Source organism: Campylobacter sp. 2018MI13, from assembly GCF_018501135.1.
In the GTDB taxonomy this organism is placed as follows: domain Bacteria; phylum Campylobacterota; class Campylobacteria; order Campylobacterales; family Campylobacteraceae; genus Campylobacter_E.
This window is the reverse complement of the sequence record NZ_JAHCZC010000017.1, coordinates 1-23,750: the sequence shown is the minus strand read 5'-3', so window position 1 is coordinate 23,750 and position 23,750 is coordinate 1. Positions and strand designations below refer to the sequence as shown.

At 26.5% G+C, this 23,750-nt stretch carries 25 protein-coding genes; 7 read left to right on the top strand and 18 right to left on the bottom strand.

The window, feature by feature from the left end; all coding sequences use genetic code 11:
- The 5 genes from KJQ99_RS03065 to nhaD form a co-directional block, all read right to left on the bottom strand.
- Positions 1-751: hypothetical protein (locus KJQ99_RS03065; protein ID WP_214149975.1), on the bottom strand; the 751-nt coding region annotated here is incomplete at its 3' end.
- A 4-nt stretch (positions 752-755) separates the two neighbouring features.
- The gene (locus KJQ99_RS03060) at positions 756-1,379 is read right to left on the bottom strand and encodes a hypothetical protein (protein WP_214149974.1); all 624 of its coding nucleotides are present in this window, start codon (positions 1,377-1,379) and stop codon (positions 756-758) included.
- A gap of 15 nt (positions 1,380-1,394) precedes the next feature.
- On the bottom strand, positions 1,395-2,057 hold the full coding sequence (locus KJQ99_RS03055) for a hypothetical protein (RefSeq protein WP_214149972.1): 663 nt from the start codon (positions 2,055-2,057) through the stop codon (positions 1,395-1,397).
- A gap of 160 nt (positions 2,058-2,217) precedes the next feature.
- On the bottom strand, positions 2,218-3,753 hold the full coding sequence (guaA, locus tag KJQ99_RS03050) for a glutamine-hydrolyzing GMP synthase (RefSeq protein ID WP_214117549.1): 1,536 nt from the start codon (positions 3,751-3,753) through the stop codon (positions 2,218-2,220).
- A gap of 12 nt (positions 3,754-3,765) precedes the next feature.
- Positions 3,766-5,061 carry a sodium:proton antiporter NhaD gene (gene nhaD / locus KJQ99_RS03045; RefSeq protein ID WP_214117550.1) on the bottom strand — a complete coding sequence of 432 codons (1,296 nt, stop codon included), beginning with the start codon at positions 5,059-5,061 and terminating at the stop codon, positions 3,766-3,768.
- 147 nt (positions 5,062-5,208) lie between these two features.
- Between nhaD and KJQ99_RS03040 the strand changes: the two genes are divergently transcribed.
- The 7 genes from KJQ99_RS03040 to KJQ99_RS03010 are packed head-to-tail and all read left to right on the top strand — an operon-like array spanning position 5,209 to position 11,903.
- Positions 5,209-5,736: a hypothetical protein gene (locus KJQ99_RS03040; RefSeq protein WP_214117551.1), complete on the top strand. Its 528-nt coding sequence runs from the start codon at positions 5,209-5,211 to the stop codon at positions 5,734-5,736.
- Positions 5,705-7,477 carry an excinuclease ABC subunit UvrC gene (gene uvrC, locus KJQ99_RS03035; protein ID WP_214149970.1) on the top strand — a complete coding sequence of 591 codons (1,773 nt, stop codon included), beginning with the start codon at positions 5,705-5,707 and terminating at the stop codon, positions 7,475-7,477. The genes KJQ99_RS03040 and uvrC overlap by 32 nt, the downstream gene beginning before the upstream one ends.
- Before the next feature lie 51 nt (positions 7,478-7,528).
- Positions 7,529-8,692: a hypothetical protein gene (locus KJQ99_RS03030; RefSeq protein WP_214149969.1), complete on the top strand. Its 1,164-nt coding sequence runs from the start codon at positions 7,529-7,531 to the stop codon at positions 8,690-8,692.
- Entirely contained in the window at positions 8,689-9,858 is a 1,170-nt protein-coding gene (locus KJQ99_RS03025) for an ABC transporter permease (protein WP_214149968.1), read from the top strand. Before KJQ99_RS03030 ends, KJQ99_RS03025 begins: the two co-directional genes overlap by 4 nt.
- Positions 9,859-9,872: 14 nt before the next feature.
- Positions 9,873-10,262, top strand: coding sequence for a hypothetical protein (locus KJQ99_RS03020; RefSeq protein ID WP_214117555.1), 390 nt, complete (start codon positions 9,873-9,875; stop codon positions 10,260-10,262).
- The gene (locus KJQ99_RS03015) at positions 10,249-11,535 is read left to right on the top strand and encodes an ATP-dependent DNA helicase (RefSeq protein ID WP_214149967.1); all 1,287 of its coding nucleotides are present in this window, start codon (positions 10,249-10,251) and stop codon (positions 11,533-11,535) included. Before KJQ99_RS03020 ends, KJQ99_RS03015 begins: the two co-directional genes overlap by 14 nt.
- A complete protein-coding gene (locus KJQ99_RS03010) occupies positions 11,532-11,903 on the top strand; it encodes a flagellar basal body-associated FliL family protein (protein WP_214117557.1) in 372 nt (123 codons plus the stop codon). Before KJQ99_RS03015 ends, KJQ99_RS03010 begins: the two co-directional genes overlap by 4 nt.
- 48 nt (positions 11,904-11,951) lie before the next feature.
- Here KJQ99_RS03010 and KJQ99_RS03005 read toward each other — a convergent pair whose 3' ends face one another.
- The 13 genes from KJQ99_RS03005 to KJQ99_RS02945 all read right to left on the bottom strand — a co-directional run.
- Positions 11,952-12,389: a hypothetical protein gene (locus KJQ99_RS03005; RefSeq protein ID WP_214117558.1), complete on the bottom strand. Its 438-nt coding sequence runs from the start codon at positions 12,387-12,389 to the stop codon at positions 11,952-11,954.
- A 60-nt stretch (positions 12,390-12,449) separates the two neighbouring features.
- Positions 12,450-13,112 (bottom strand): 7-cyano-7-deazaguanine synthase QueC, encoded by a 663-nt coding sequence (gene queC, locus KJQ99_RS03000; RefSeq protein ID WP_214149966.1) that lies wholly within the window; start codon positions 13,110-13,112, stop codon positions 12,450-12,452.
- Positions 13,109-14,275, bottom strand: a complete 1,167-nt coding sequence (locus tag KJQ99_RS02995) for a pyridoxal phosphate-dependent aminotransferase (RefSeq protein WP_214149962.1) — start codon at positions 14,273-14,275, stop codon at positions 13,109-13,111. The genes queC and KJQ99_RS02995 overlap by 4 nt, the downstream gene beginning before the upstream one ends.
- An 11-nt stretch (positions 14,276-14,286) precedes the next feature.
- Positions 14,287-16,107 (bottom strand): biosynthetic arginine decarboxylase, encoded by a 1,821-nt coding sequence (gene speA / locus KJQ99_RS02990; protein WP_214117561.1) that lies wholly within the window; start codon positions 16,105-16,107, stop codon positions 14,287-14,289.
- The gene (hisS, locus tag KJQ99_RS02985) at positions 16,104-17,348 is read right to left on the bottom strand and encodes a histidine--tRNA ligase (RefSeq protein WP_214149961.1); all 1,245 of its coding nucleotides are present in this window, start codon (positions 17,346-17,348) and stop codon (positions 16,104-16,106) included. The genes speA and hisS overlap by 4 nt, the downstream gene beginning before the upstream one ends.
- Complete coding sequence (gene tmk, locus KJQ99_RS02980; RefSeq protein ID WP_214117563.1) at positions 17,332-17,916, bottom strand: dTMP kinase; 585 nt, start codon at positions 17,914-17,916, stop codon at positions 17,332-17,334. The genes hisS and tmk overlap by 17 nt, the downstream gene beginning before the upstream one ends.
- Entirely contained in the window at positions 17,913-18,374 is a 462-nt protein-coding gene (gene coaD / locus KJQ99_RS02975; protein WP_214120471.1) for a pantetheine-phosphate adenylyltransferase, read from the bottom strand. The genes tmk and coaD overlap by 4 nt, the downstream gene beginning before the upstream one ends.
- Complete coding sequence (locus KJQ99_RS02970; protein ID WP_214117565.1) at positions 18,371-18,913, bottom strand: UbiX family flavin prenyltransferase; 543 nt, start codon at positions 18,911-18,913, stop codon at positions 18,371-18,373. The genes coaD and KJQ99_RS02970 overlap by 4 nt, the downstream gene beginning before the upstream one ends.
- Positions 18,910-19,518, bottom strand: a complete 609-nt coding sequence (flgA, locus tag KJQ99_RS02965; RefSeq protein ID WP_214149960.1) for a flagellar basal body P-ring formation chaperone FlgA — start codon at positions 19,516-19,518, stop codon at positions 18,910-18,912. The genes KJQ99_RS02970 and flgA overlap by 4 nt, the downstream gene beginning before the upstream one ends.
- Complete coding sequence (locus KJQ99_RS02960; protein WP_214149959.1) at positions 19,502-20,668, bottom strand: molybdopterin molybdotransferase MoeA; 1,167 nt, start codon at positions 20,666-20,668, stop codon at positions 19,502-19,504. Before KJQ99_RS02960 ends, flgA begins: the two co-directional genes overlap by 17 nt.
- Entirely contained in the window at positions 20,665-21,918 is a 1,254-nt protein-coding gene (gene murA, locus KJQ99_RS02955; protein WP_214117568.1) for a UDP-N-acetylglucosamine 1-carboxyvinyltransferase, read from the bottom strand. Before murA ends, KJQ99_RS02960 begins: the two co-directional genes overlap by 4 nt.
- The gene (locus KJQ99_RS02950) at positions 21,915-22,664 is read right to left on the bottom strand and encodes an SDR family NAD(P)-dependent oxidoreductase (protein ID WP_214149954.1); all 750 of its coding nucleotides are present in this window, start codon (positions 22,662-22,664) and stop codon (positions 21,915-21,917) included. The genes murA and KJQ99_RS02950 overlap by 4 nt, the downstream gene beginning before the upstream one ends.
- A partial coding sequence (locus KJQ99_RS02945) for an ankyrin repeat domain-containing protein (RefSeq protein WP_214149950.1) occupies positions 22,661-23,750 on the bottom strand: 1,090 nt, incomplete at its 5' end. The genes KJQ99_RS02945 and KJQ99_RS02950, both read right to left, overlap by 4 nt.

Here is a 23,750-nt window from a genome sequence, read left to right as displayed (position 1 = left end):
ACTTATATAACTTATAATGAATTTCTTGGATTACTTTATCTTTATAAATTAAAGCTATGAAAATAGTCTTACCAAACACTACATTTTTATAACAAATATTAGCGTTTTTATAACACCTTAGCATTTTAAATTCTTTAAAATATTCATAAACTTCATAAGGGCTTTTATCCTTTATGTTTTTATTAAGTGCATTGATTAAATTAATATCATCTACTAAAAAATAATCATCAAAATTAATCGTTTTAGCCTTTATAATCTGCATTACAAGTTCATTTGGCTGTTTTAAAAAATAATCATAATATTTATAGGCGCAAAATACTAGTAAGATAGCTAAAATAAGTGCTTGGTATTTAATTGTATTTTTACCAACTAATTTATAAATTATGAAAAATAAAATCGCATAAATAATGTCTAAAATAAAATCATTTTTTACATAAAGATTAAATAAAGCATTAGCTAAGGCAATAAACATTATATAAAATGAAAAATATTTTAAAACACTAAAAAATCTATCTTTTAAATATATTTCAAAGTTTTTTAGCCTTTTAGAAATTATGTAATAAAGCATAAAAGATAGGCTTGAAATTATCAAATAAATTATAAAATCTAAGTGATTATTAAAACTCAATGGATTTATATAGATTAAATAAAACAAAGCTAAAGCTACGAAAAAGAAAAACCAAGCTAGATAAAAAAGTATATGTTTTATAAATACAATAAAATCATTTTTAAAAGCCATATTTTCTCGCATTATATTATTTTAGTTTTGAAATAATTTTATTGTAAATATAATTTATTGCAAGAGCTAAATACATATAAAACAAATTAATATTTAAAATAACTTCTTCTGAAAATATTTTATAAAATTGTTGATAATAAGTAATAAAAATAGCAATAGTTAAAAAGAATAAATAAATTGTCTTAACTCTAAAAAAATAACACACAATATGTATTATTAAAGATATAACTAATAAGCTAAAACTAGGAAAAATATTATAAAAAAGATACAATAATGCAACAATAAAAATCAAACTTATATACGCATATTCAATATTGATTTTATGTGAAATTTTATTTTTAAAACTAGCAAAAAACCACATATAAGGTAAAATGAAAAAATGAATAATTGTAAAAATTATGTTGAAAAATATATAGCTATCATTTGAGTTATGTGAAAATGCTTTAGTCAAAAGTCCTAAATCAACAGAATAATAAAGCGATAAATAAAACAAGAATAATAAAAATCTATAAATACTAATCTTCAAATAAGAAAATGGAAAAAACATAGCTTTAAAATAATCAAAATCTATTAAAGCTTTATCCTTGCTATTTAAATTAATAATAACCCAAGATATTAGCATGTTAATATAGTTTTTCATTACTTGCCTTTTTTATTAAAATAAATCTTGTATATATTCTATTCCAAGAAATGGCTCGTATCTTATTACAATATCTTTCATCACAATACCATTGTCCGTTTCATTACTAACGAATGTTATATCATAATATTGACCTTTTATAATCTTCTTGCAATAATAAACATTATTTTTAAATTTAATTTGTTTAAATCCACTATCTTCAAAATATTTTTTAGTATTATCTCTTATTTTTGTATTAACATAATCAAATAAATCTAAATCATTTTTTATCACATAGATATATCCGCCTTTCTTTCCATCTGTAAAATACCCTTTATTAGAACTTATAATCATTTTTATTAATTCATTTGGTTCTTTTATATGTGTTATATAAAATTGTGAAATTATTAGCAAAGTTGATAAAGTAATAAAAATATATAAAACTTTTTTAGAAGGTTTATAATCTCTTATAATCATTGACATTATCAAATAAAGAAAAGCAAAAACTATCGTGCAAAGCAATAATATATCATTACAAACATTGATATAAATTAAAGATACAAGATGTATAAAAAAAATTATAAATAAAGCAAGAAAAATATTTTTTAAAATACCTATGATAAGTTTTAAAATATTAAAAATTTTACCAATACATTTCATAGTTTTACCTTTTTTGCTTGAATAGTATTTAAAATACATAAAATACAATTAAAATTATAATTTTTATTAATATAATTTATTTTATATTAAAATCTTCTCATTAAAAAGCTTGATATTTTTATAAAAGGATTTAAATGTTTTTAAAAGAGTTTTATTAACCCTAGCTTAGGTATTAATTAAGCTAGGGTTATTTGGAATTTTACTCCCATTCTATAGTTGCAGGTGGCTTACTAGAAATATCATAAACTACTCTATTAATTCCATTAACTTCGTTTATAATTCTTCTACTTACATTCTCTAATAATTCATAAGGTAAATGAGAAAATGTAGCTGTCATACCATCACTTGCATCAACTGCTCTTAAAGCTATTGCATTATCATAGGTTCTATTATCACCCATTACTCCAACGCTTCTTACATTTAACAATACGCAAAATGCTTGCCAAGTTTTATCATAATAACCATTTGCTTTAAGTTCTTGAATGAAAATATCATCAGCTTCTTTTAAGATATTTAGGCTTTCTTCATTTACTTCACCCATAATTCTAATTGCAAGTCCTGGACCTGGGAAAGGATGGCGATATACTAAGTCTTTAGTAAGACCTAATTCAAGTCCAAGCAATCTTACTTCGTCTTTAAATATTTCTTTTAAAGGTTCAACTAATTTTAAATTCATCTTTTCAGGTAAGCCACCTACATTGTGATGGCTCTTAATTGTTTTTGAGCTACCTACAACGCTACTTTCAATAATATCAGTATATAAAGTGCCTTGAGCTAAAAATTCAACACCTTCTTGTTTTTTTGCAAAATCTTCAAATATTTCAATGAAGGTATTTCCGATAATTTTACGCTTAGTTTCTGGGTCTGTTACACCTTTTAATTTTTTTAAGAAAATTTCTCTTGCATCAATTGTATTTAATTCTATTCCAAATTTTAATTTAAGCATACTTTCTACTTGCTCTTTTTCATTTTTTCTAAGCAATCCAGTATCAACAAAAACTAAAATAGTTTGTTCTTTAATAGCACTAGCAAGCAATGCAGCCACAACGCTACTATCTACACCACCACTAATTGCACAAAGAACCTTTTTATCTCCAACCTGCTCTTTAATTTTCTCAATTTGTGTCTTAGCAAATGAACCCATATTCCAAACGCTTTCGCAATTACAAACATATTTTGCAAAGTTTTTAAGAATATTTTTACCAAATTCACTATGTTGAACTTCAGGATGAAATTGTAAGGCATACATTTTTTTCTCATCATTACCATATACGCAAAATGGACTATTATCACTAACAGCAATAGTTTTAAATCCTGCTGGTAAATTCTCAACCTTATCAGAATGGCTCATCCAAACCACTTGAGATTTAGGTAAGTTTTTAAATAAACAACTATCTTCTTGAATGCTAATTTTAGCTTTACCATATTCTTTATGCCCTGCAGGTGCAACAACTGCTCCAAAATGATGAGCCATTAACTGCATTCCATAACAAATCCCTAAAATCGGCAAACCTAAATCAAAAATTTCTTTATCGCAAAAATAAGCATCATTTGCATAAACACTAGCAGGACCACCACTTAAAATAATACCTTTAGGCTCATAATTTTTAATATCATTCGCACTAATATTAAATGGTAAAATAAGTGTATAAACTCCTTGCTCTCTAAGTCTTCTAGCAATAAGTTGGGTATATTGCGACCCAAAGTCAAGCACTAAAATATCTGCTTTTTCCATTAATTTCCTTTCCTAATATAAATCAAAATATTCAAATTGTAACCACCAAACAATAACACTTAGAACATAACCTAATAAAACAGTCCAAGCATATTTCATATGAGAGCCAAAGGTATAAATTCCACGCATTTTTCCCATTACTCCAACCCCAGCAGCAGAACCAAAACTAATTAATGAGCCACCTATTCCAGCTGTTAAGGTTACTAAAAGCCAATCATCTATATTCATATTTGGATTTGCTTTTAAAACCGCACTCATTACAGGCACATTATCAACTACTGCACTTAAAAACCCAACTCCAATATTTGTGCTCATAACTCCAGCAAAATCATATAATCTTGAAGCATAAGCTAGCCAACCTGCAAAATGAAGTGCTCCAACAGCGGCTAAAATACCGAAGAAAAACAACAATGTATCCATTTCAATTTTAGTCATATATGAAAATATATTTATATCTTTTTTGCCACGAGCGACATTAAATCTATAAGTATAAAGGCTTAAAAGTGATAAGCCAAACATCATTCCCCACATAGCAGGTAAGCCAAATAATGAGTGCATTAAAACTGCACTAAAAATCGTTAAAGCACCTAAGAAAATAATGATTTTTCCACCATCTTTTATACGCTCAACTTTTAAAGATTTTTCATCAAAATTAGGTTTTACATTTGGAACGAATTTGCTTAATAAAAACGCAGTAAGCCACCAACCAAGGAAACTAGCAGGAAATAATGCGAAAAAGTCTATAAAAGGACTTTTACCAGCAGTCCAAACCATAAGAGTTGTAATATCTCCAAAAGGACTCCAAGCTCCACCTGCATTTGCAGCTACAACTATATTTATAGCACCAGGAACTAAAAATTCCTTTTTTTGATTGTCAATTGTAAGTAAAACGGTTGAAAGAATTAAAGCTGTAGTTAAATTATCAGCAACAGGAGATATGAAAAATGCTAAAAGTCCAGTTAGCCAAAATAATTTTCTATAAGTATATCCCTTTGTTACAAGCTTATATTTTAAGGTATTAAACACATTACGCTCAATTAAAGCTTCAATATAAGTCATAGCAACCATTAAGAAAAACACTATTTCAGCAATCTCTTCTATTAAATCCTTTACTTCATGTTCTAATGGCTCTGTACTTTTTCCATTTAGACACAAATAAAGCCCTAAAATAATAAACATTAAAGTTCCAATAAATATTGCAGGTTTTGTTTTATTTATATGATATTTATCTTCAGCTGCGATAAAATAGTAACCGATGATAAATATCACTAAACATAAAATTCCCGCCCATGAAAATGTAATTTCCATAAAAGCTCCTTTTAAAAAAATGATAGATATTATTTACTCTAATTCAACAAAGGGTAATTTTTGCGTTTGCGTTGACTTGTTATTATAATAACTTGGGTCGCTTTTATACCCACAAGCAGAAAACAACAAGGCAGCAAGTAAAACAATATGGTGGAATTTAAAAACATTGAAAATATTCATAATATTCTTTCTTCTCATAATAAAAACCTTTTATTTTTAAAGATTAATAAGCAATTAAAATTATTTATTTTAAGTATGCCACCTGACCTTAAATATAAATTAACTCAAAAAGGTGTAGTTTGTGATGTATTTAAAAAATATAATAAAAATTGCTTTAGAATTAGAGTTTATCATCCGACTTTAGCACAAGACTTAAGAAATGATTCAACTATAAAAACATTAAAAGAACATATTAAAATATATAAAAGAATTAATCCAAAAGACGCTGCTATTTTAAATCTATTTGAAGAAGAAATTATAATTAATTCCAATGCTATTTTAAAAGCATATATTGATTATGAAAAATCAAAACAACCAAAAATATTTTTAAAAGATTTAATGTGTGAGAATTTTCAAAATCTAGCGATATATGAAGAACAAAAAATATTAATAAATAATCTAAAAGAAAGTATCAAAAAAACAAATGCAAAAATCAAATCTCTTAGACAAAATTAAATCATTACCAAATTCTTCTGGAGTTTATAGATATTATCATAATAATACCTTGCTTTATGTAGGTAAAGCAAAAGATTTAAAAAAAAGAGTTAAAAGCTATTTTGCCTTTACTCCAAGCCTTAGAGCAAATCCTAAAAACTCTCCTAGAATTATAAAATTAATTGAAGAAGCAAATAATTTAGAATATACCGCTACAAATAGTGAATTAGACGCACTGATTTTAGAAAATTCATTAATTAAACAAATGCGACCAAAATATAATATTTTATTAAGAGATGATAAGACTTATCCATATATTTGCTGTGATTTCAAAGAAGCTTATCCAAGATTTGAGATAACTAGAAAGGTTAAAAAAGACCCACTAACTAAATACTATGGACCTTATGCTAGTGGGGCTAAGGATTTATTAGAAGCATTGTATTTATGTTATCCATTAAGACAAATGAAAAGCTGTAAAAAAAGATGTATATTTTATGATATGTCAAGATGTTTAGCTCCTTGTGAGTTTAGTGTTAAAGATGAATATGAAAATATCTTAAAACAAGCCTTGCAAGCTCTTAAAAATCCAAAACAAATGCTACAAATTTTAAATGAAAAAATGTTTAGATATGCTGATAATGAAAACTACGAAGAAGCGGCAAAAATAAGAGATATGATAAATCATATAAAGAATTTAAATCAAGAAATTGAAGTGGATTTGGCAAAAGATGTTAGTTTTGATGTATTTGCAATAACCAATAATAATGAATTTTTATCAAGCACTAGATTAGTGATAAATCACGGAAAAGTAATAAGCGTAATAAATGAAAAAATATCTAATAAAGAAGGTGATTTTTTAACCCAATTAATACTAGCAAACTATAAAGAAGGAATAATTCCAAACAATATTTATATAGAAAATCACAATGAAAATATAGAACTCTTAGAAGAATACTTAAGCAATCTTGCAAATCATAAAGTAAATATAAAAATCGCAAAAACTTTAGAGATAAAAAAACTAATTCAATTAGCTAAAAACAATGCTTTAATAAATCTTGAAAAGACTGAAAATAATATAGCAAATAAGCTAAAAAGCTTTTTTAATCTTAGCAATACTCCTTATAATATTGAAGTATTTGATAATTCACATTTTCAAGGTCAAGCAATAATCGGAGCTTTAATTAGTTATGATGTGTTTTCTAATAGTTTTAATAAAAATAATTATAAAAGATTTAATCTTACTAGCAATAATGATTATGAACAAATGAGAGAAATGCTTACTAGAAGGATAAATTCTTTTGATAAATCAGCCTGTCCTGATTTGTGGGTTATAGATGGTGGTAAGGCTTTATTAGATTTAGCAAACGAGCTTTTAGCTCAAAATGAAATCAATTTAGATGTAATTGCAATTTCTAAAGAAAAATTAAATCATTTAGCACATAGAGCAAAAGGTGCTGCTAGGGATAAAATACATTTTAAGGATAAAGAATTTAATCTTAAAACAAGTGATGAAATATTGCAATTTATTCAAAAACTAAGAGATGAAGCTCATAGATTTGCAATTACTTGCCATCAAAACGCAAAAAGAAAACAAGATATAAAATCATCAAAATTAGAGCAAATTGGAATTTCAAAAGCTAGTATCGTAAAATTATTAAAATACTTTGAAAATTATGAAAATATATACAATGCAAGTTATGATGAAATAGCAAAAGTAACAAATAAAAATGTAGCAACGAAAATTAGCCAAATTATTAAGTAATCATTTAATTTAATAGACATAATTATGCTCTAAATTATATAAAGGATTGTTGTGTTCCCAAGCTTGTTTAATATATTATTATGTGCTATTTTAATAGCAAGTTTATTTATAGAAAACCTATTAAATCAAACAATTTTTACAATTATTCTAGCAATAATTTTGATATTTAATGCTGTTAGTTTTATGGCTGCATTAATTAGAAAAAAAAGTGCTAACCAAAAAATAAATATTTTAAAAGAAATTTTAAAAAGTTTAGGTGCTAATAGCGATAACTTAGATTTGAATAAGAATTTAAGATTAATCGTTGATGAGGTTGGTAAAATCAAACAAAAAATGATGGCTTTGCAAAATCACAATGAATTTTTACATAAGCATTTAATTGATAATGCTAAACAATTAAAGAATATAAATGCCGTGTTATCTTATACAAATGATAAGAATTTAAATCAAATTAAAGAATTAATAGAAAAGCATAATGAAGATAATATTCAAAATATATACTCTTTAACAAAAACTACAATTACATACGAAACTAATTACGATAATTTTGATAATGAGTTAAATCCTAATTTTGCAAGTGCAAAAATAGCTATTTTAAATAATGATTTATTAGAAAACTTTTTGCTAGAAACATTACTAAATCAATACGGAATTAGTGTTGATTTTTATACAAAAATTAATGATTTTTCAAATTATGCCTGCGTTATAGCTGATGAAAATTTTAATTATAAAGAAAAAAATACAATTATCTTAAGTGAAAATTGCAATAAAGATAGTTTTTTAAAAAGACCTTTTAATAAAAATAAATTAAAAAATATTTTAGTAACAATACTAAATGATTATAAGAGTGATATGAATACAACAAATTATCAAAACGATGTATTAATATTGCTTAGTTCTGATATGCAAAGTGATTATTTATATCATATCGCAAATAAACACGCAAAATTGAATAAAAAAGTAGATAGTATAAGTTCATTTAAAGATGAACTAAAAAATAATTATAAAATCATTGCCATTGGATATGAGGCTATTTTATTTGATTATGAAAGTTTAGTTAGCAATATTAATCAAGTAAAAAGCGAAAATCCAAATACTTTTATAATGTTATTTTTAGGCAATAAACACGCTAAAAAGAATTTAGATTTTGCAGATTTGATTATTAAAGATGCTACAGAAACACAAATCGCAGAAGTAATGAAGAAATATTTATGATTAGATACTTGCTTTTTAAATACCTAAGATTTGATAAATCAATGCCATTTATTATGATTACTAAGCTACTTGCTTTTATCGGAGTAGCTTTAGGAGTTTGTGTTTTAATAATAACTATGGCAGTAATGAATGGAATGAATAAAAGCTTTATTGATAAGTTACTTACTATGAATTATCCAATTACTTTATATCCTAAAACCACATTAATTGATGAAGAATTAATAAATGAATTAAGTAAAGATTATAAAATTAGTCCTTTTATTCAAACACAAGCTGCTATTAAATATGGTAATGAAATGAGAGGTGCTATAATTTTTGGGATTGATTTTGAAAAAGAAAAAGAAGTAAATAAAATTTTTAAAGATTATTATTTAAATTCTAATTTGAAATTCCCCGCAATTTTAGGCAATTTACTAGCTTCAAGATTAGAAGTTAATAAAGAAGATAAAATACATATAATTTTTACAAATCTTAATGCAAATGCTTTTAGTATTACACCTAATATAAAAAGTTTTTATGTAAATAATACTTTTCATTCAGGTCTAAATGCTTATGATTCATCATATGTATATGTAGATATTAAAGATTTACAAAAGGTATTAAAAAATAATGACATAACAGGCATTCACATAGATACTGCAAATCCTAAAGAAGAAATTAAAAAATTAAATGAAAAATACAAAAATAATTATTTTTTAGTTGGCTGGTGGGAACAAAACGGCAATATTTTAAGTGCAATTGACTTAGAAAAAAAAGCATTATTTTTTATTTTAATGATGATAGTAATTATTGCTAGTTTAAACATAATTACTTCTTTATTTATGATAGTTTTAAATAGAAGAAATGAAATAGCCCTACTTTTAGCGTTAGGAACAAGCAAAAGCGAAATACAAAAATCATTTTTTACCATTGGTTGTTTTATAGGATTTGTTGGAATTATTTTTGGTTGTTTATTAGGATTTTTTGGACTTTGGTTTTTAGATACTTTTGATATTATTTCTTTACCAGCTGATGTTTATGGTAGTTCAAAATTACCTATTAATTTAAGTATAAGTGATTTTTGTTTTATTATTTTAGGTGCTAGTTTAATAGTAGTGTTATCATCACTTTATCCAGCATATAAAGCAAGTAAAATTGATGTATTAAAAACTTTAAGAAATGAATAAAAAGGAGTTGTGTTATGCAAATGTTTAAAAAAGAAGATATGAGAAAAGTTGTAGAATTTTTTACTGCTAATATTTATAGGTATTTTTATGATATAGATTTTGAATTTTGTCTTACTTATATCAAAAGCCCTGATGAAGAGCATAGAAAAGTAATTGCTAGTATTTTAAGAAAAACTGATTGTGTATTTGAACTAGATAGTGGAATAATAATATTATTTTCTGGAACAAGTAAAGAAAAAACACAAATAATAAGTAATGAAATATATGATTTTTTAAATACTAAAGCAAGAGATTGTGTAGCTTTTTATCCTTATGATGGAGATAATTTTGATGATTTAATGTTAAGATTAAATAATCTTACTACTAAAAACTATAAAGTAAATATCTTAGATGAATCAAATTAAACATATCATTGATTTATTAAAGCAAGGAAGAAATGTATTTTTAACAGGTGGTGCAGGAGTTGGAAAATCCTACACCATAGAAAAAATAATAAAAAGTGAAGCTTTTAAAACCATAGTCTTAGCAAGCACTGCACTTGCTGCTATTAATATTGGTGGAGACACTGTTCATAGATTTTTTAAACTAAGACTTGCAAAAAACATTAATGAGCTAAAAACAAGTAAAGATGATTTAATGGCTTTAAATAAGTCTTTATCAAATATAGATTTAATAATAATTGATGAAATTTCAATGATTAGTAGTGATGTTTTTGATATGATTTATTCAAGGCTTTTTGGTTATAGCAATATAAAATTACTAATAGTTGGAGATTTTTACCAACTCGAACCTGTAAAATCCGATGGAAATTATGCTTTTTGCTCTAAATATTGGAATGAATGTAATTTTAAGGTGATTGAGTTAATTACCCAGCACAGAATGGAAGATAAGGAATTTTATGAAAATCTAAGAAGTATTAGGATTGGCAATATAACTAATACTTGCATAGAGTATTTTAAAAAGTATAAAATTCAAGATGATATAAATAATTATGATGATTATACAATTATTTGTGGGACTAACGAAGAAGCAAAGAATATAAATAATGCTAAACTTAAAAAAATTGATGATGAAGAATATGTTTTTAACTCAAGTATTAAAAAAAATACAGAATTAAACGAAGAACAAGAAAAAGAATTTAAACAATGGCTAAAAGCTCAACCAATTGAAGAAGAATTTATTTTTAAAATTGGAGCTAAAGTTATTTTTACTTATAATTCTGATAATTATTACAATGGAATGCAAGGAGAAATAATTGTGTGGGATAAAAGTGAGCAGGAACTAAAGATTAAATCTAATAGAATGATTTATTCAGTTTACCCTAAAGAATTTTTATACTTTAATGACCCTGAAATAGCAGCTAGCTATAGGGTTAATCCTAATTTGGTTGATACCAAGCCTGATGCTATATTAAAAGCATTCCCACTAAAATTATCATATGCTATTACTATACATAAAAGTCAAGGAATGAGTATTGATAAGTTAATTTGCAAATGCGATAGGATTTTTGCACAAGGTCAGCTATATGTTGCATTATCAAGAAGTTCAAATCCTAATAATTTTAAAATTATTTTTAATGGAAGTGATAAATCGTATGAGAATTTGTTTAGACTAAAGGCAAAGACAAATCAAGTGGTAAAGACATTTTATCAATTTTGCGATAAGGAACAATTATGAAAAAAATAATGCTAATATTTTTTAGTATTTTTGCATTTGCAAATAGTATAGAAATTAATAATTTTGAGACCGATTTGTATTCAAAATCAAACGGGCTTAAAAAAATTACTTTAAGTTTAAAAATCATAGGTGATAATGTTAATAACGAAAATGATTATATACAAGATAGTATTAATATGGTGATTTCTAGCTATTATTACGAAGATTTATTTACAGAACTTGGTAAGGAAAATCTCAAAAAAACCATAATAAAATATGCAGGTAAAAAATACTCTGTAAATATTGATGATATATTAATCATAAATCTAAAAAGCAAAGATAGTGCAGAAGCAATAAAAGAGATATTAAAAGACGCAAATTTAATATAAAAATTAATAAATAAGTTCATAAATTTTAGAACTTATTTAAAATTATTATCATAAATTATTAGCTAAATCTTTATCTTGAGAGTATTTAATATAACCCAAAACAAAAGCTAAAATAATTATTAAAATTACGAAAAATAAAATATTTAAAAAAGAATTTAAAAAAACAATAGGAAATTTAATAAACAAAAAGCTCATATAATTAGTAAAAAAAGCTTCGTAAAAATCCACACATAAAAAATACAATAAAATAGCTGGCAATAAGCCTATTTTAAACATAGAAAAAATCTGATTTTTATTTTGTATATTTTTATATTCTATTTTTAAAAATTGTTGATAGGCTAGTTTGATTAAATACATAAACACAAATGATAAAAGAATTTGAATTGAAACATTTGAAGCAATATAATCAGACAAATATTTAAAAAACATCAAAAAAGACATATAAGAAATGATATATCCATCAATCTTAGAAATAACCTTTAGCATAATTTTTCCTTTTAATAGAATTTAAAATAAGAATTTTAAATTCTTATTTTAAATCTTATCTTACTGATATTTTATCAAATCATTAAATCCAGCTTCGCTAAAGCCTTTTAGTCTTAATTGGCAAGATTCACATTTACCACAAGCTAAATCATTACTATCATAACAACTATAACTAAGCTCTAAAGGTGCTTTTAGGCTCATTCCAAGTTTTACTATTTCTGATTTTTTTAGCTTGATTAAAGGAGTAATTATTTTAATATCTTCTCCACTACCTTCTTTTATAAACGAAGCGGTTTTTTCAACGAAATCTAAAGTAGTATCAGGATAATTACTAGAATCCTCACTAACTAAGCCTGTATAAATCGCACTAGCATTAAATCTTTGTGCAACAGCAGCAGCAATACTATAAAAAATCCCATTTCTAAAAGGCACATAAGTATTTGGTAATTTACCATTTTTACCTAATTCATCTTTTGGAATTTCTAAACTCATATCAGTTAAACTAGAGCCACCAATTTGTTTGAAAAAATCCATATCCACAACTAATTTTTCTATATTATAAAACTTGCAAATTTCATTAAAAGCTTGTAATTCTCTTTGCTCTGTTCTTTGACTATAATTAAAATGAAGGGCTATTACTTTATAGCCTTCATTTATAGCACAAGCAGTGCTAACGCAGCTATCTAGCCCTCCACTTAAAATACTTATAGCGATTTTACTCACTTATATTCCTTTACAAATTCTGCGATTTTTTCTATACCTTCTATGATATTTTCCATTGAAGTTGCATAAGAAATTCTAAAATACCCACTCATGCCAAATCCACTTCCTGGCACGCAAGCTACTTTTTTATCATCTAAAAGCTTAGCACAAAACTCAACATCATCAGGATTAATACTAGAGCAATCAATAAATAAATAAAACGCCCCGCTAGGTTTTACGCTTAATTTAAGCCCATTAATGCTATTAATCATTTCACAAGCTTTATCTCTTCTTTTTTTGAATTCTTTTTTCATCATCTCAATATCTTTATCAATCTCTCCAACTAAAGCAGGAACTGCAGCAGCTTGAGTTATGCTACAAATATTACTTGTGCATTGACCTTGAAGATTTTTCATTAATTTATTTAACTCTTTATTTTTACTAGCACTATAACCAAATCTATATCCTGGCATTGCAGCACATTTGCTAAGTCCATTTATTGTAACCGTGCGTTTTAGTGCATCTTCGCTTAAACTTGCAAACGCTACAAATTCTCCATCATAAACTAATTTTTCATACATTTCATCAGCTAATACAACAATACTAGTGCCTTCTAAAACTTTAGCTAATGCCATTAATTCATCTTTTGAATATAAAGCTCCACTAGGATTACTAGGATTATTTAATATTAATATTTTCGTTTTAGGTGTAATTGCAGCTTTTAATTCATCAGCACTGATTTTAAAATCTTTTTTAGGAGTTACAATTACAGGAACTCCACCCGAATACTTAACTTGCTCTGGATAAGTTACCCAATAAGGAGCTGGGATTATTACTTCATCGCCATCACAAACAAGTGCTTGAATTGCATTAAATAAACTATGTTTAGCTCCAACATTTGCTATTACTTCACTTGTCTCATAATCTAAATTATGGTCTTTTTTAAGCTTAGTGCAAATTGCTTTTAAAACTTCAGTAGTTCCAGATACTGGAGTGTATTTTCCGCATCCATCATTTATCGCTTTAATAGCTGCATTTTTTACAACTTGCGGAGTATCAAAGTCAGGCTCTCCTGCACTAAAACTAATAACTCTTACACCTTGCTCTTTTAGTAATTTTGCCTTAGCTGTAATTGCTAAAGTTATTGATTCTTCCAAACCTTTAATTTTTTCTGAAAATTGCATATTCTCTCCTTTTAAATTTTCTTTAAATATCCATTATCGTGCATAAATATGAAAAGCTCACCTAAAATATGTTTTTTAGTTTTTTCATTTATTAATTCCGAAGAATTTATTTTATCTTGAATTTTTTCATCAATTTCACGAATATCGTAGTCTAAATCTTCTAAAATATCCCTAATTGATTGACTTTCAATAATACTTTCAATCTCATAACCTTTATCATCAATATCAATACTAACTTGAGTTGGATGGGTAAATAAATTATGCTTCATTCCTAATACTTCTTGATAAGCACCAACTAAGAAAAATCCTAAGAAATAATCTTCTTGCTCTACATCAACATCGTGTAAAAATAAAGGACGCTTAGCAGCATCAAATGATATTTCTCCATCACTATCACAAGTTATATCCCAAATACTAGCTGATCTTGTTGGTTGAGTATCTAATCTATCAAGTGGCATTATAGGAAATTCTTGCCCTAAGCCCCAAAAATCTGGCAAACTTTGAAACATTGAAAAATTGACCAAATATCTTTCTTGAACTTCTTTTTGAGTTCTTAATAAATGTTTTGGACTTAGCATAGAAACTGCTTTTTTACCTATTAGATGAACCAATATTTCGGCATTTGAGCGGTCTTGTAAATCTACATATCCTAAATCAAATAAGGTTAAAATACTATCTAAATGATCATAACTATCGTGCATATATTCTACTGCATTGCTTGGCTTTATATTTTTGTATAAATCGCATAATTCATCTATTAATTGCGGGTTTTTTTCTTTTAACTGCATTTTGCTTTCTGAATATTCTTGAGAAAATAGTTCAAGAACAGGTGCTACTAATACTGCGTGAGAACCGCTTACAAAACGACCACTTTCTATATAAATATTTGGCTCTATTTCTTGTTTTTGTGCTGCAAGAGTTTTTAGAATAAATACAATATCATTTGCATATTCGCTTAAAGTATAGTTTCTTTGAGAAGTCTTTTGAAATTGTGAATACTCAATTGCTAAACCACCACCAATATCAATATTTTCAAGGTTATTTGCACCCATTTTGCGTAATTCAAAATAAATATTTCCTGCTTCGCTTAAAGCTTTTTTTAAAGGATGTATTTCATTAATTTGTGAGCCTATATGAAAATGTATCATAGTAAAACAATCTAATAAATCATTTTCTTTTAAAAGTCCTACTGCTTCTATTAATTCAGTTGATGTTAGACCAAATTTTGAATTAATCCCACCACTTTTAGCCCAAGTGCCACTACCTAAAGAATGCAGCCTTACTCTAAGACCAATTTTTGGTTTTATCCCAAAACGCTCTTTTGCTGTTTTGATAATTACTTCAAGCTCATTAATACCTTCAATAGTTAAAGTTATATTATGCCCCATTTCAGCAGCAATAAAGCCCATTGTTATTAGTTCTTTATCTTTAAAACCATTAACAGTTATTGGAGCATTTTCGTTGTTATAAGCCATAGCTAATAATAATTCTCCTTTACTACCAGCTTCAAGACCATAATTTAGATTTTTACCAAGTTTTACAAGACTTTTTACAAAACCAGGAAATTGATTGACTTTTAGTGGATAAACAGCATTAAAACTACCACGATAATCAAATTCTTTAATGGCATTATTAAAATTTATATAGATTTGTTCTATTTGTTTTTTAATCAAATGATTAAATCTTAAAATTATAGGACCTTTATATCCATCATCTAAAAGAGTATTTACTATATCAATAATGGCAGGTTCGCTTCCATATTTTAAACATACCTTGCCATTTTTAATGATAAAATTATCATCTCCCCAAATATCTATGCCATAATCATTCATAAAATTTCCTTTAATTCATCGTATTTTATACTTTTTTGTTCGCCACTTTCTAAATCTTTAAAAAATACTTCATTTTTACTAGCTTCATCACTACCAATTGCAATAAAGTATTTATAGTTTTGTTTATTCGCTATATTTAAATGTTTTGCTAATTTTTTTGCTTCGTAATTTAGATTAATTGTTTTTCCGTTTTCTCTTAAATTATCAACTAATTTATAAGCAATTGGCAATAATTCTTCATCTAATATACAAAAATAAGTATTTTGTAATTTTTGCTCTATATTTTTACTTCTTAAAATATCCATAACACGCTCAACACCCATAGCAAATCCAACGCCATAGCTTTTAGCTCCGCCTAAATACTCAACCAAATAATCATATCTTCCACCACCAGCTATTGCAGCCTTTGCACCTATTTCGCTACTTTCAAACTCAAATGCTGTTTTTGAATAATAATCAAGCCCGCGAACCAATCTTTCATCAATTACAAAACTAATCTCATTATCTTTTAAAATCTCTTGTAATTTAATAAAATCAGCCCTACTCTCATCGTCTAAAAACTCACTTAATTTAGGAGCGTTTATTAAGTGTTTAGCACATTCATCGTTTTTACAATCTAATACTCTAATAACATTAGTTTGTATTCTTTTAGCACAATCAGCACAGAATTTAAAACCAGAACTATTTTCAATGTTTGCAATATATTCTCTTAATGCTTTTCTATAGTTTTGAAGGCATTCAGGCGAGCCTAAAGAATTGATTTTTAAAGTATAATTAATATCAAGTTTTTTAAAGATTTTAGCAAGTATCATAATCACACTAGCGTCTTCGTAAACATTAGCTATATTAAAACATTCTAAGCCAAATTGATGAAATTCTCTATAACGACCTCTTTGTGGTTTTTCATAGCGAAACATTGAGCCGTGATAAAACCATCTTTTAACAACTCCAGCTTTATCCATCTTATGTTCAATAAAAGCTCTTACAACCCCAGCAGTTCCTTCAGGTCTAAGACATACGCTATCTCCACTTTTGTCTAAAAACTCATACATTTCTTTACCAACTATATCGCTACTTTCTCCTACGCTTCTTTTAAAAAGCGGAGTAACTTCTAAATGTGGCACTTCAATATAGCTATAACCATAAGTTTTTGCTACTTCTTCACAAGTTTTTATAATCTTTTCGTAAATTAACGCATCATCATCTAATAAATCATTCATTCCTTTAATTGCATGTATCATTTATATACTCCTTAATCATTGTATTTATTTTATCTATACTAAGACTTGCATCTATTGTAAAAACTTTTAAATTTAAAGCCTTAAAAATCGCTTCATAATTTTCTTGAACTTTTAAAAAATATTCTACGCCTTTTTGCTCTATTTTATCAAGGCTTTTATTATTTAATCTACTTTCTAATAATTCCTTACTGCCTTTAAAAAATATTATATGATTAGGTAAAACATTATTAGTTGCAAACAAATTAAAATCCAATAATTGTTTGTAATCACTATCAACCTCATAAGCTAAATGAGAAAACAAACTCCTATCAGCTATAATAAATTCTTTAGTAAAATCAATCTTTGAAAATAATTCAGCCCTATCAGCTAAAAACAAAAACATTCTAGCCTTTTTACTCATTTCTTCATTTAAAATCAATTCTCTTAATTTTATTCCCAAAGTAGTTTCACCTGGTTCTTTTACAAAAATCGGCTGGAATTTAAAATAAGAATTTGGTAATTCTTGTAAAAGCTTAATTTGAGTGCTTTTGCCTAGAGTATCGATTCCTTCAAAAGCGTAATAATTCATTTTAAATCCTTTAAAATACTAGATGGAACTAATTTTGAAATATCTCCACCATGAGCTTTAATGCTTCTTACAATTGAGCTTGAAATAAAGGCATTTTTAAGGCTTGGCATTAAATAAATAGTGTCTATCTCTTCGTTTAATTCAGCATTTGCATAGTGCATTTGTAACTCGTATTCAAAATCACTCACAGCCCTTAAACCCCTTACAATAGTATATATTTTTTGCTCTTTTGCAAAATCTACTAATAAATTATCAAAACCTATTACTTCTACATTTAATCCACTTGTTGCATTTTTTACTAAATTAATCCTAGTTTCTAAATCATAATCAGGCTTTTTTTTATCATTTTTAGCAACTGCTATTATTAATTTATCAAAAATTTTTAAAGCCCTTTTTATTACATCTAAATGCCCATTTGTTATCGGATCAAATGTGCCTGGATAAATTGCTTTTTTCATTCGCTTTTCCATCTTTTAAATTTTTTATATTCAACTCCAAGCAAATCACACCATTTACCTATTACAAATTCTTTAAAAGAACTCTTAGAATATTTAGCGTAAATTGCAGGGGCTATTATACAGCCTAATTTATTTAATTTTAAAATATTTTTAAGCATTAATTCATTTAATGGCATTTCTCTTGGAGCTATTATGATTTTTCTATTTTCTTTAAGATTTACGGCAAAACTTCTTAAAATTAAAGTATCACTAAAACCATAACTAGCCTTTGCTAAAAAATCACTACTAGCATAATAAAACGCCGCATCAAGCTTAAAACTTCCACTTGATACAGGTGCAGCTAAATCATCATTTTTTAAAAGAGTAATATTTGTATTTTTAATGTATTTTTTTAATTTTTTATTATTTTCTTCTTTTAAAACCTTTAAAGCACCTTTGCTAAGGATTAAATACACTTCATTTTCTTTGCTTAATACCTTAGCTAATTTTAAAGCCAAATTAACTCCACTAGCTCCATTAATCGCTACTAAAAATCTCATTTTATTAAGACCTGTTTTTCATTAATTATTTCGCCAGTTAGATTGTGTCCTTGAGTGTTTTTAAGGCGAATTCTTTGACCTTTTACTCCACTTTGCAAGGCTATTAAATCAACAAACACACTCAAATCTCCATCATCTAAAATACCAACTACACTATCATCTTTATTAATTAAATAATTTGGCATTAGCATAGAGGTTTTTATAATACTACCTGCTCTTACTTTGCTTTTAAACTTAATACTATTATCAAGTGTTCTTAAAGCATTATAAGGCAATTTTGAAAAATCAATTTTTTCACTTTTTAAATCAAATAGTCCTATTTCTTCATCTTTTAAGACATCTTTTTTTAAAACATAAACCTTAGTAAGAGCTTGTAATTTAAAAGATATTTGCATATCTTTATCATTGCAATTTGCTTTAAAAAATCCTTGTTTGCTAAGATTTGGATATGTAATAATTTTGCAATTATTAATATTAGGATTAAAACTAAGACTTTTTATTTCTAAAAATTCATCTTGTTTTTTCCAATGTTTTAATAATTCATCGCTTAAATTATTAGCAAACAAAACACCACTTAATAAAAATAAACTAAATACTTTGTTCATAAACTCTTACTTTATCGTTTTGTTTAATATCACAATCAATAGGACAAATTATGTAATGAGTGCATTTATTTAATGGAGTAATTTGTCCGCTACTAAGTTTTGCATTATTAAACGGAACAAAAGTATCATTTATAATATTTCCAATAACTACATTTTCTTTATTATTTTTAATTTTTAAATCCATTGATATAGGATATAAAAAACTTGGCTTTTCATATACAATTCCTTGCATTTTATAAATTAAAGCTCTTGCATAAATTAAAGCCCCAATATAAGCGCTCATAGGATTACCCGGTAAAACCAAAATATATTTATTATCTTTAAAATATAAGCTAACAGGACCTGCAGGTTTCATTTTTACCTTAGTAAAAATAGGCTTAAAACCTATCTCATCTAAAGCTTTTTTGATAAAGTCAGCATCACCTACACTTGCAGCTCCGATACTTACAACTAAATCAAAATTATCTAAAGCACCTTTTAAAGAATTTAAAACAAACTCATATTCATCTTTTAAAACCCCTAAATAATAAGGTTTAGAAAAACTCTTAAAAGCAGAATAAATTCCATAAGCATTAGAATTATAAACACCAAATCCATTTGAATAAGGCTCAATAATCTCAAGACCACTTGCAAAAATACCAACTTTTATTTCTTTAATAACTTCAATATTAAAAACTCCATTACTAGCTAAAATCATAATAATTTCATCAGTAATTACGCCTTTTTTGATAATTAATTCGCCTTTTTTGTATTCTTCGCCTTCATATCTTATAGCTTCACCTACTTTTAAATTATCACTTGTAGCATACATTAAATCATCTTTAATAATAGAGTTTTCAACCATTAAAACACTATCAGCACCCTTTGGCACTCTTGCACCTGTCATAATCTTTACACATTCGCCACTTTTAATCTCGCATTCACTCATATCTCCTGCAAAAATAGTCTTTAAAACTTTAAGACCATTTTTAAACTCACTAGCCTTTAAAGCATAGCCATCCATTGCAGAATTTGTAAATAAAGGAGCGTTACATTTAGCATAAAAATCATTCGCTAAAACTCTTCCTTTTGCATCAAATAAATTAACAATTTCGGTGCTTTGAGTGTGGTTAAGTGATTTTATATTTTCTAACGCTTCATTAATTGTCATTCTTCTTCCTTTAATTCAACTAATTTCGCACCTAATTTACTTAATTTCTCACACAAATTCTCATATCCACGCTCTAAATGATAAATTCTATGAATATTAGTAGTCCCATTTGCAGCAAGTGCAGCTAAAATTAATGCCGAACTAGCTCTTAAATCAGTTGCCATCACTTCAGCACCTTGTAAATTAGAAGTCTTAACATTGGCAATATGTCCATTTAGCTTGATATTTGCACCCATACGATTTAGCTCACTTACATGCATAAAACGATTTTCAAATAATCTTTCATCAATAATACTTTCTCCATTTGCCTTAAGACATAAAGCCATAAATTGAGCTTGCATATCGGTAGGAAAGCCTGGATATTCGCTAGTTTTGATATTTGCCGCTTTATAATCGCTTGAATATACTTTAATACTATTTTTTAAAGTTTCGTATTTAATTCCCATTTCATCAAATTTTGATAATAATGCACCCAAATGCTCTGGAATTATATTTTTAACTTCTATATTTGATTTTGTAATAGCACCTGCACAAAGATATGTTCCTGCTTCAATTCTATCAGGAATAATTTCGCAAGTAAAATCAGTATTTAATTTGGTTACTCCTGTGATTTCAATAGTATTTGTCCCTATACCTTTTATATTAACACCTGCTTTTACTAAAAACTCGCATAAATTAACGATTTCAGGCTCACAAGCTGCATTTATTATAGTAGTTACACCTTTAGCATAAACTGCTGCTAAAATTGTATTTTCAGTAGCACCAACAGAAATTTTATCAAAATGTATTTTAGCTCCAACCAACTCTCCACTAGCTTTTACATAGCCATCAACTAATTCAATATTAGCACCCATTTTCTCTAAAGCACTTAAGTGCATATCAATTGGGCGTTGTCCTATAGCACAGCCACCTGGTAAAGATACTTCGCAAATTTTAAATCTACTAAGCAAAGGTCCTAAAACCAATATGCTAGCACGCATTTTGCGAACAATATCATAAAGTGCTTTTGTATTAAATACATTACTTGAATCAATTGTAACGCTATGATTGTTTAGTTCGTATGTAGCTCCTAAATTCTCAAGCAATCTTAACATAGTCTTAATATCTGATACTAAAGGAAGATTTGTTAAAGTGCATTTTCCTTTAATAAGTAAAGCAGCAGCAAGTAATGGTAAAGCTGCATTTTTAGCTCCACTAATTTCTACGCTACCACTTAATTTTGCATTACCTTCTATTTTTAAATATTTCATTCATTATCCTTTTGTATGTGAAAACCTGCCCAAGTTTGAGTAACAGGCATTAATTCTATTCTATTTATATTTACATGGTCTTTTAAATTAATAATACTAATAACTGTATCAGCAATATCTTCTGCATCAAGGTATTTTGTATTTTCATAAACTTTATCAGCTGCAATTTTATCGCCTTTAAAACGCACTTCGCTAAATTCTGTCTTACATAACCCTGGTGCAATATCAGTAATTTTTATATTATTTTTTCTTACATCATTTCTTAATGCGTGACTAAATTGACCCACAAAAGCTTTAGTTCCTGCATATACATTACCACCAAAATAAGGATTATTAGCAGCAACTGAACCAAAATTAAATATGTGTCCGCCGTTTTCAAGCATTCTTGGTAAAATCAAATGAGTTACATATAAAAGCCCTTTTATATTAGTATCAACCATAGTTTCAATATCTGCTAAATCTAATTTATAAAACTCTCCTAAACCTAATGCTAATCCTGCTGAATTAACTAAAACATCAATTTTATTAAAATCATTAGGTAAATTATTTACAACATTTTTTAAAGCATTTATATCTCTTACATCAGCTTCTGCTATATATACATTATTTTTAAATTCATTTTCAAATTCTAATAATTTTTCCTTGCGTCTTGCAAGAACTACTACTTTATAATTATTCTTTAAAAGTCTTTTAGCAATCGCTTTTCCAAAACCACTACTAGCACCTGTTACAAACGCTGTTTTCATTGTTCTTTCTCCTTTAATCCTAATTTTTTTAAATACTCAATATTTTCTTTATTGTTATAAATCATCGCATAATCTAGTGCATTTAATCCAAAATTATCGCTTATCGTATAATCAGCCTTATTTTCTATAAGCAATTTTAAGGTATTTAAATTCGCTAAAGACGCTGCGTGTATTACTAAAGTCTTTGCAGGATGAATGTAAGAGCAAAAAGAAATATAATAAGGAAGATTTGTTTTTAGCTCTTCTTCACTATCAATTTGCTGTAAATTAAGATTAGCCCCATATTTCATAAGTAATTTTATAGTTTTAATATCACTGATTTCAACTGCATAAAAAATCGCACTTTTACCAAGAGCATTTACATAATTAACATTAGCTTTGTTTTCTAATAAATATTCTAATGCTTCATAATAATCAAGTGCATAAAAAATCGCACTCTCATAACCTGAATTAATATTTGTATTATTTTTAGCTAAAAACTCTATTATTTTCATATCTTTTTTAGCTAATAAAGCTATTTTTAATAAAAAATCTAACTGATAATAATTTGGGCTAATTTCGTTAAGATATGCAATGCTATCTTCTGGATTTTCTATCTTTAAAAATTCAATATAAATATCATCAAGCTTAATAAATTTATTAATAGAGCCAAAAGCTCTCATTCCTAGCCTTTGAGTGAAATTCTCACAAGATTTTTGATAATTTTTAGAAGAAAGCTTTATAAAATGCTCCTTGTTATTGCTACAAAAATTATTTATTTCATTATTAAACTCATCAAATAATCTTTTATTGCCAATGCTTTGATAAGCCCAATATTGAAAATAATCATAATATTTATCATAATCTTTTATAGGATTTTGATAAATATTTTTATCATTATAAGCTTTATTTAGCTCATCTATATAATTATTTAAATTTACAAAATAATCATGTCCGTTACACTCAACATTTCTTCCGCTAATTGTCTCGGCTAATTTAAATAACTTTTCATCACTTAATTCCTTTGAAAAAACAAAAGCACTAATTAATAAAAATACAATCTTTTTCAATACAAATCCTGATAATTTAATAGCCCTAACTTTAACA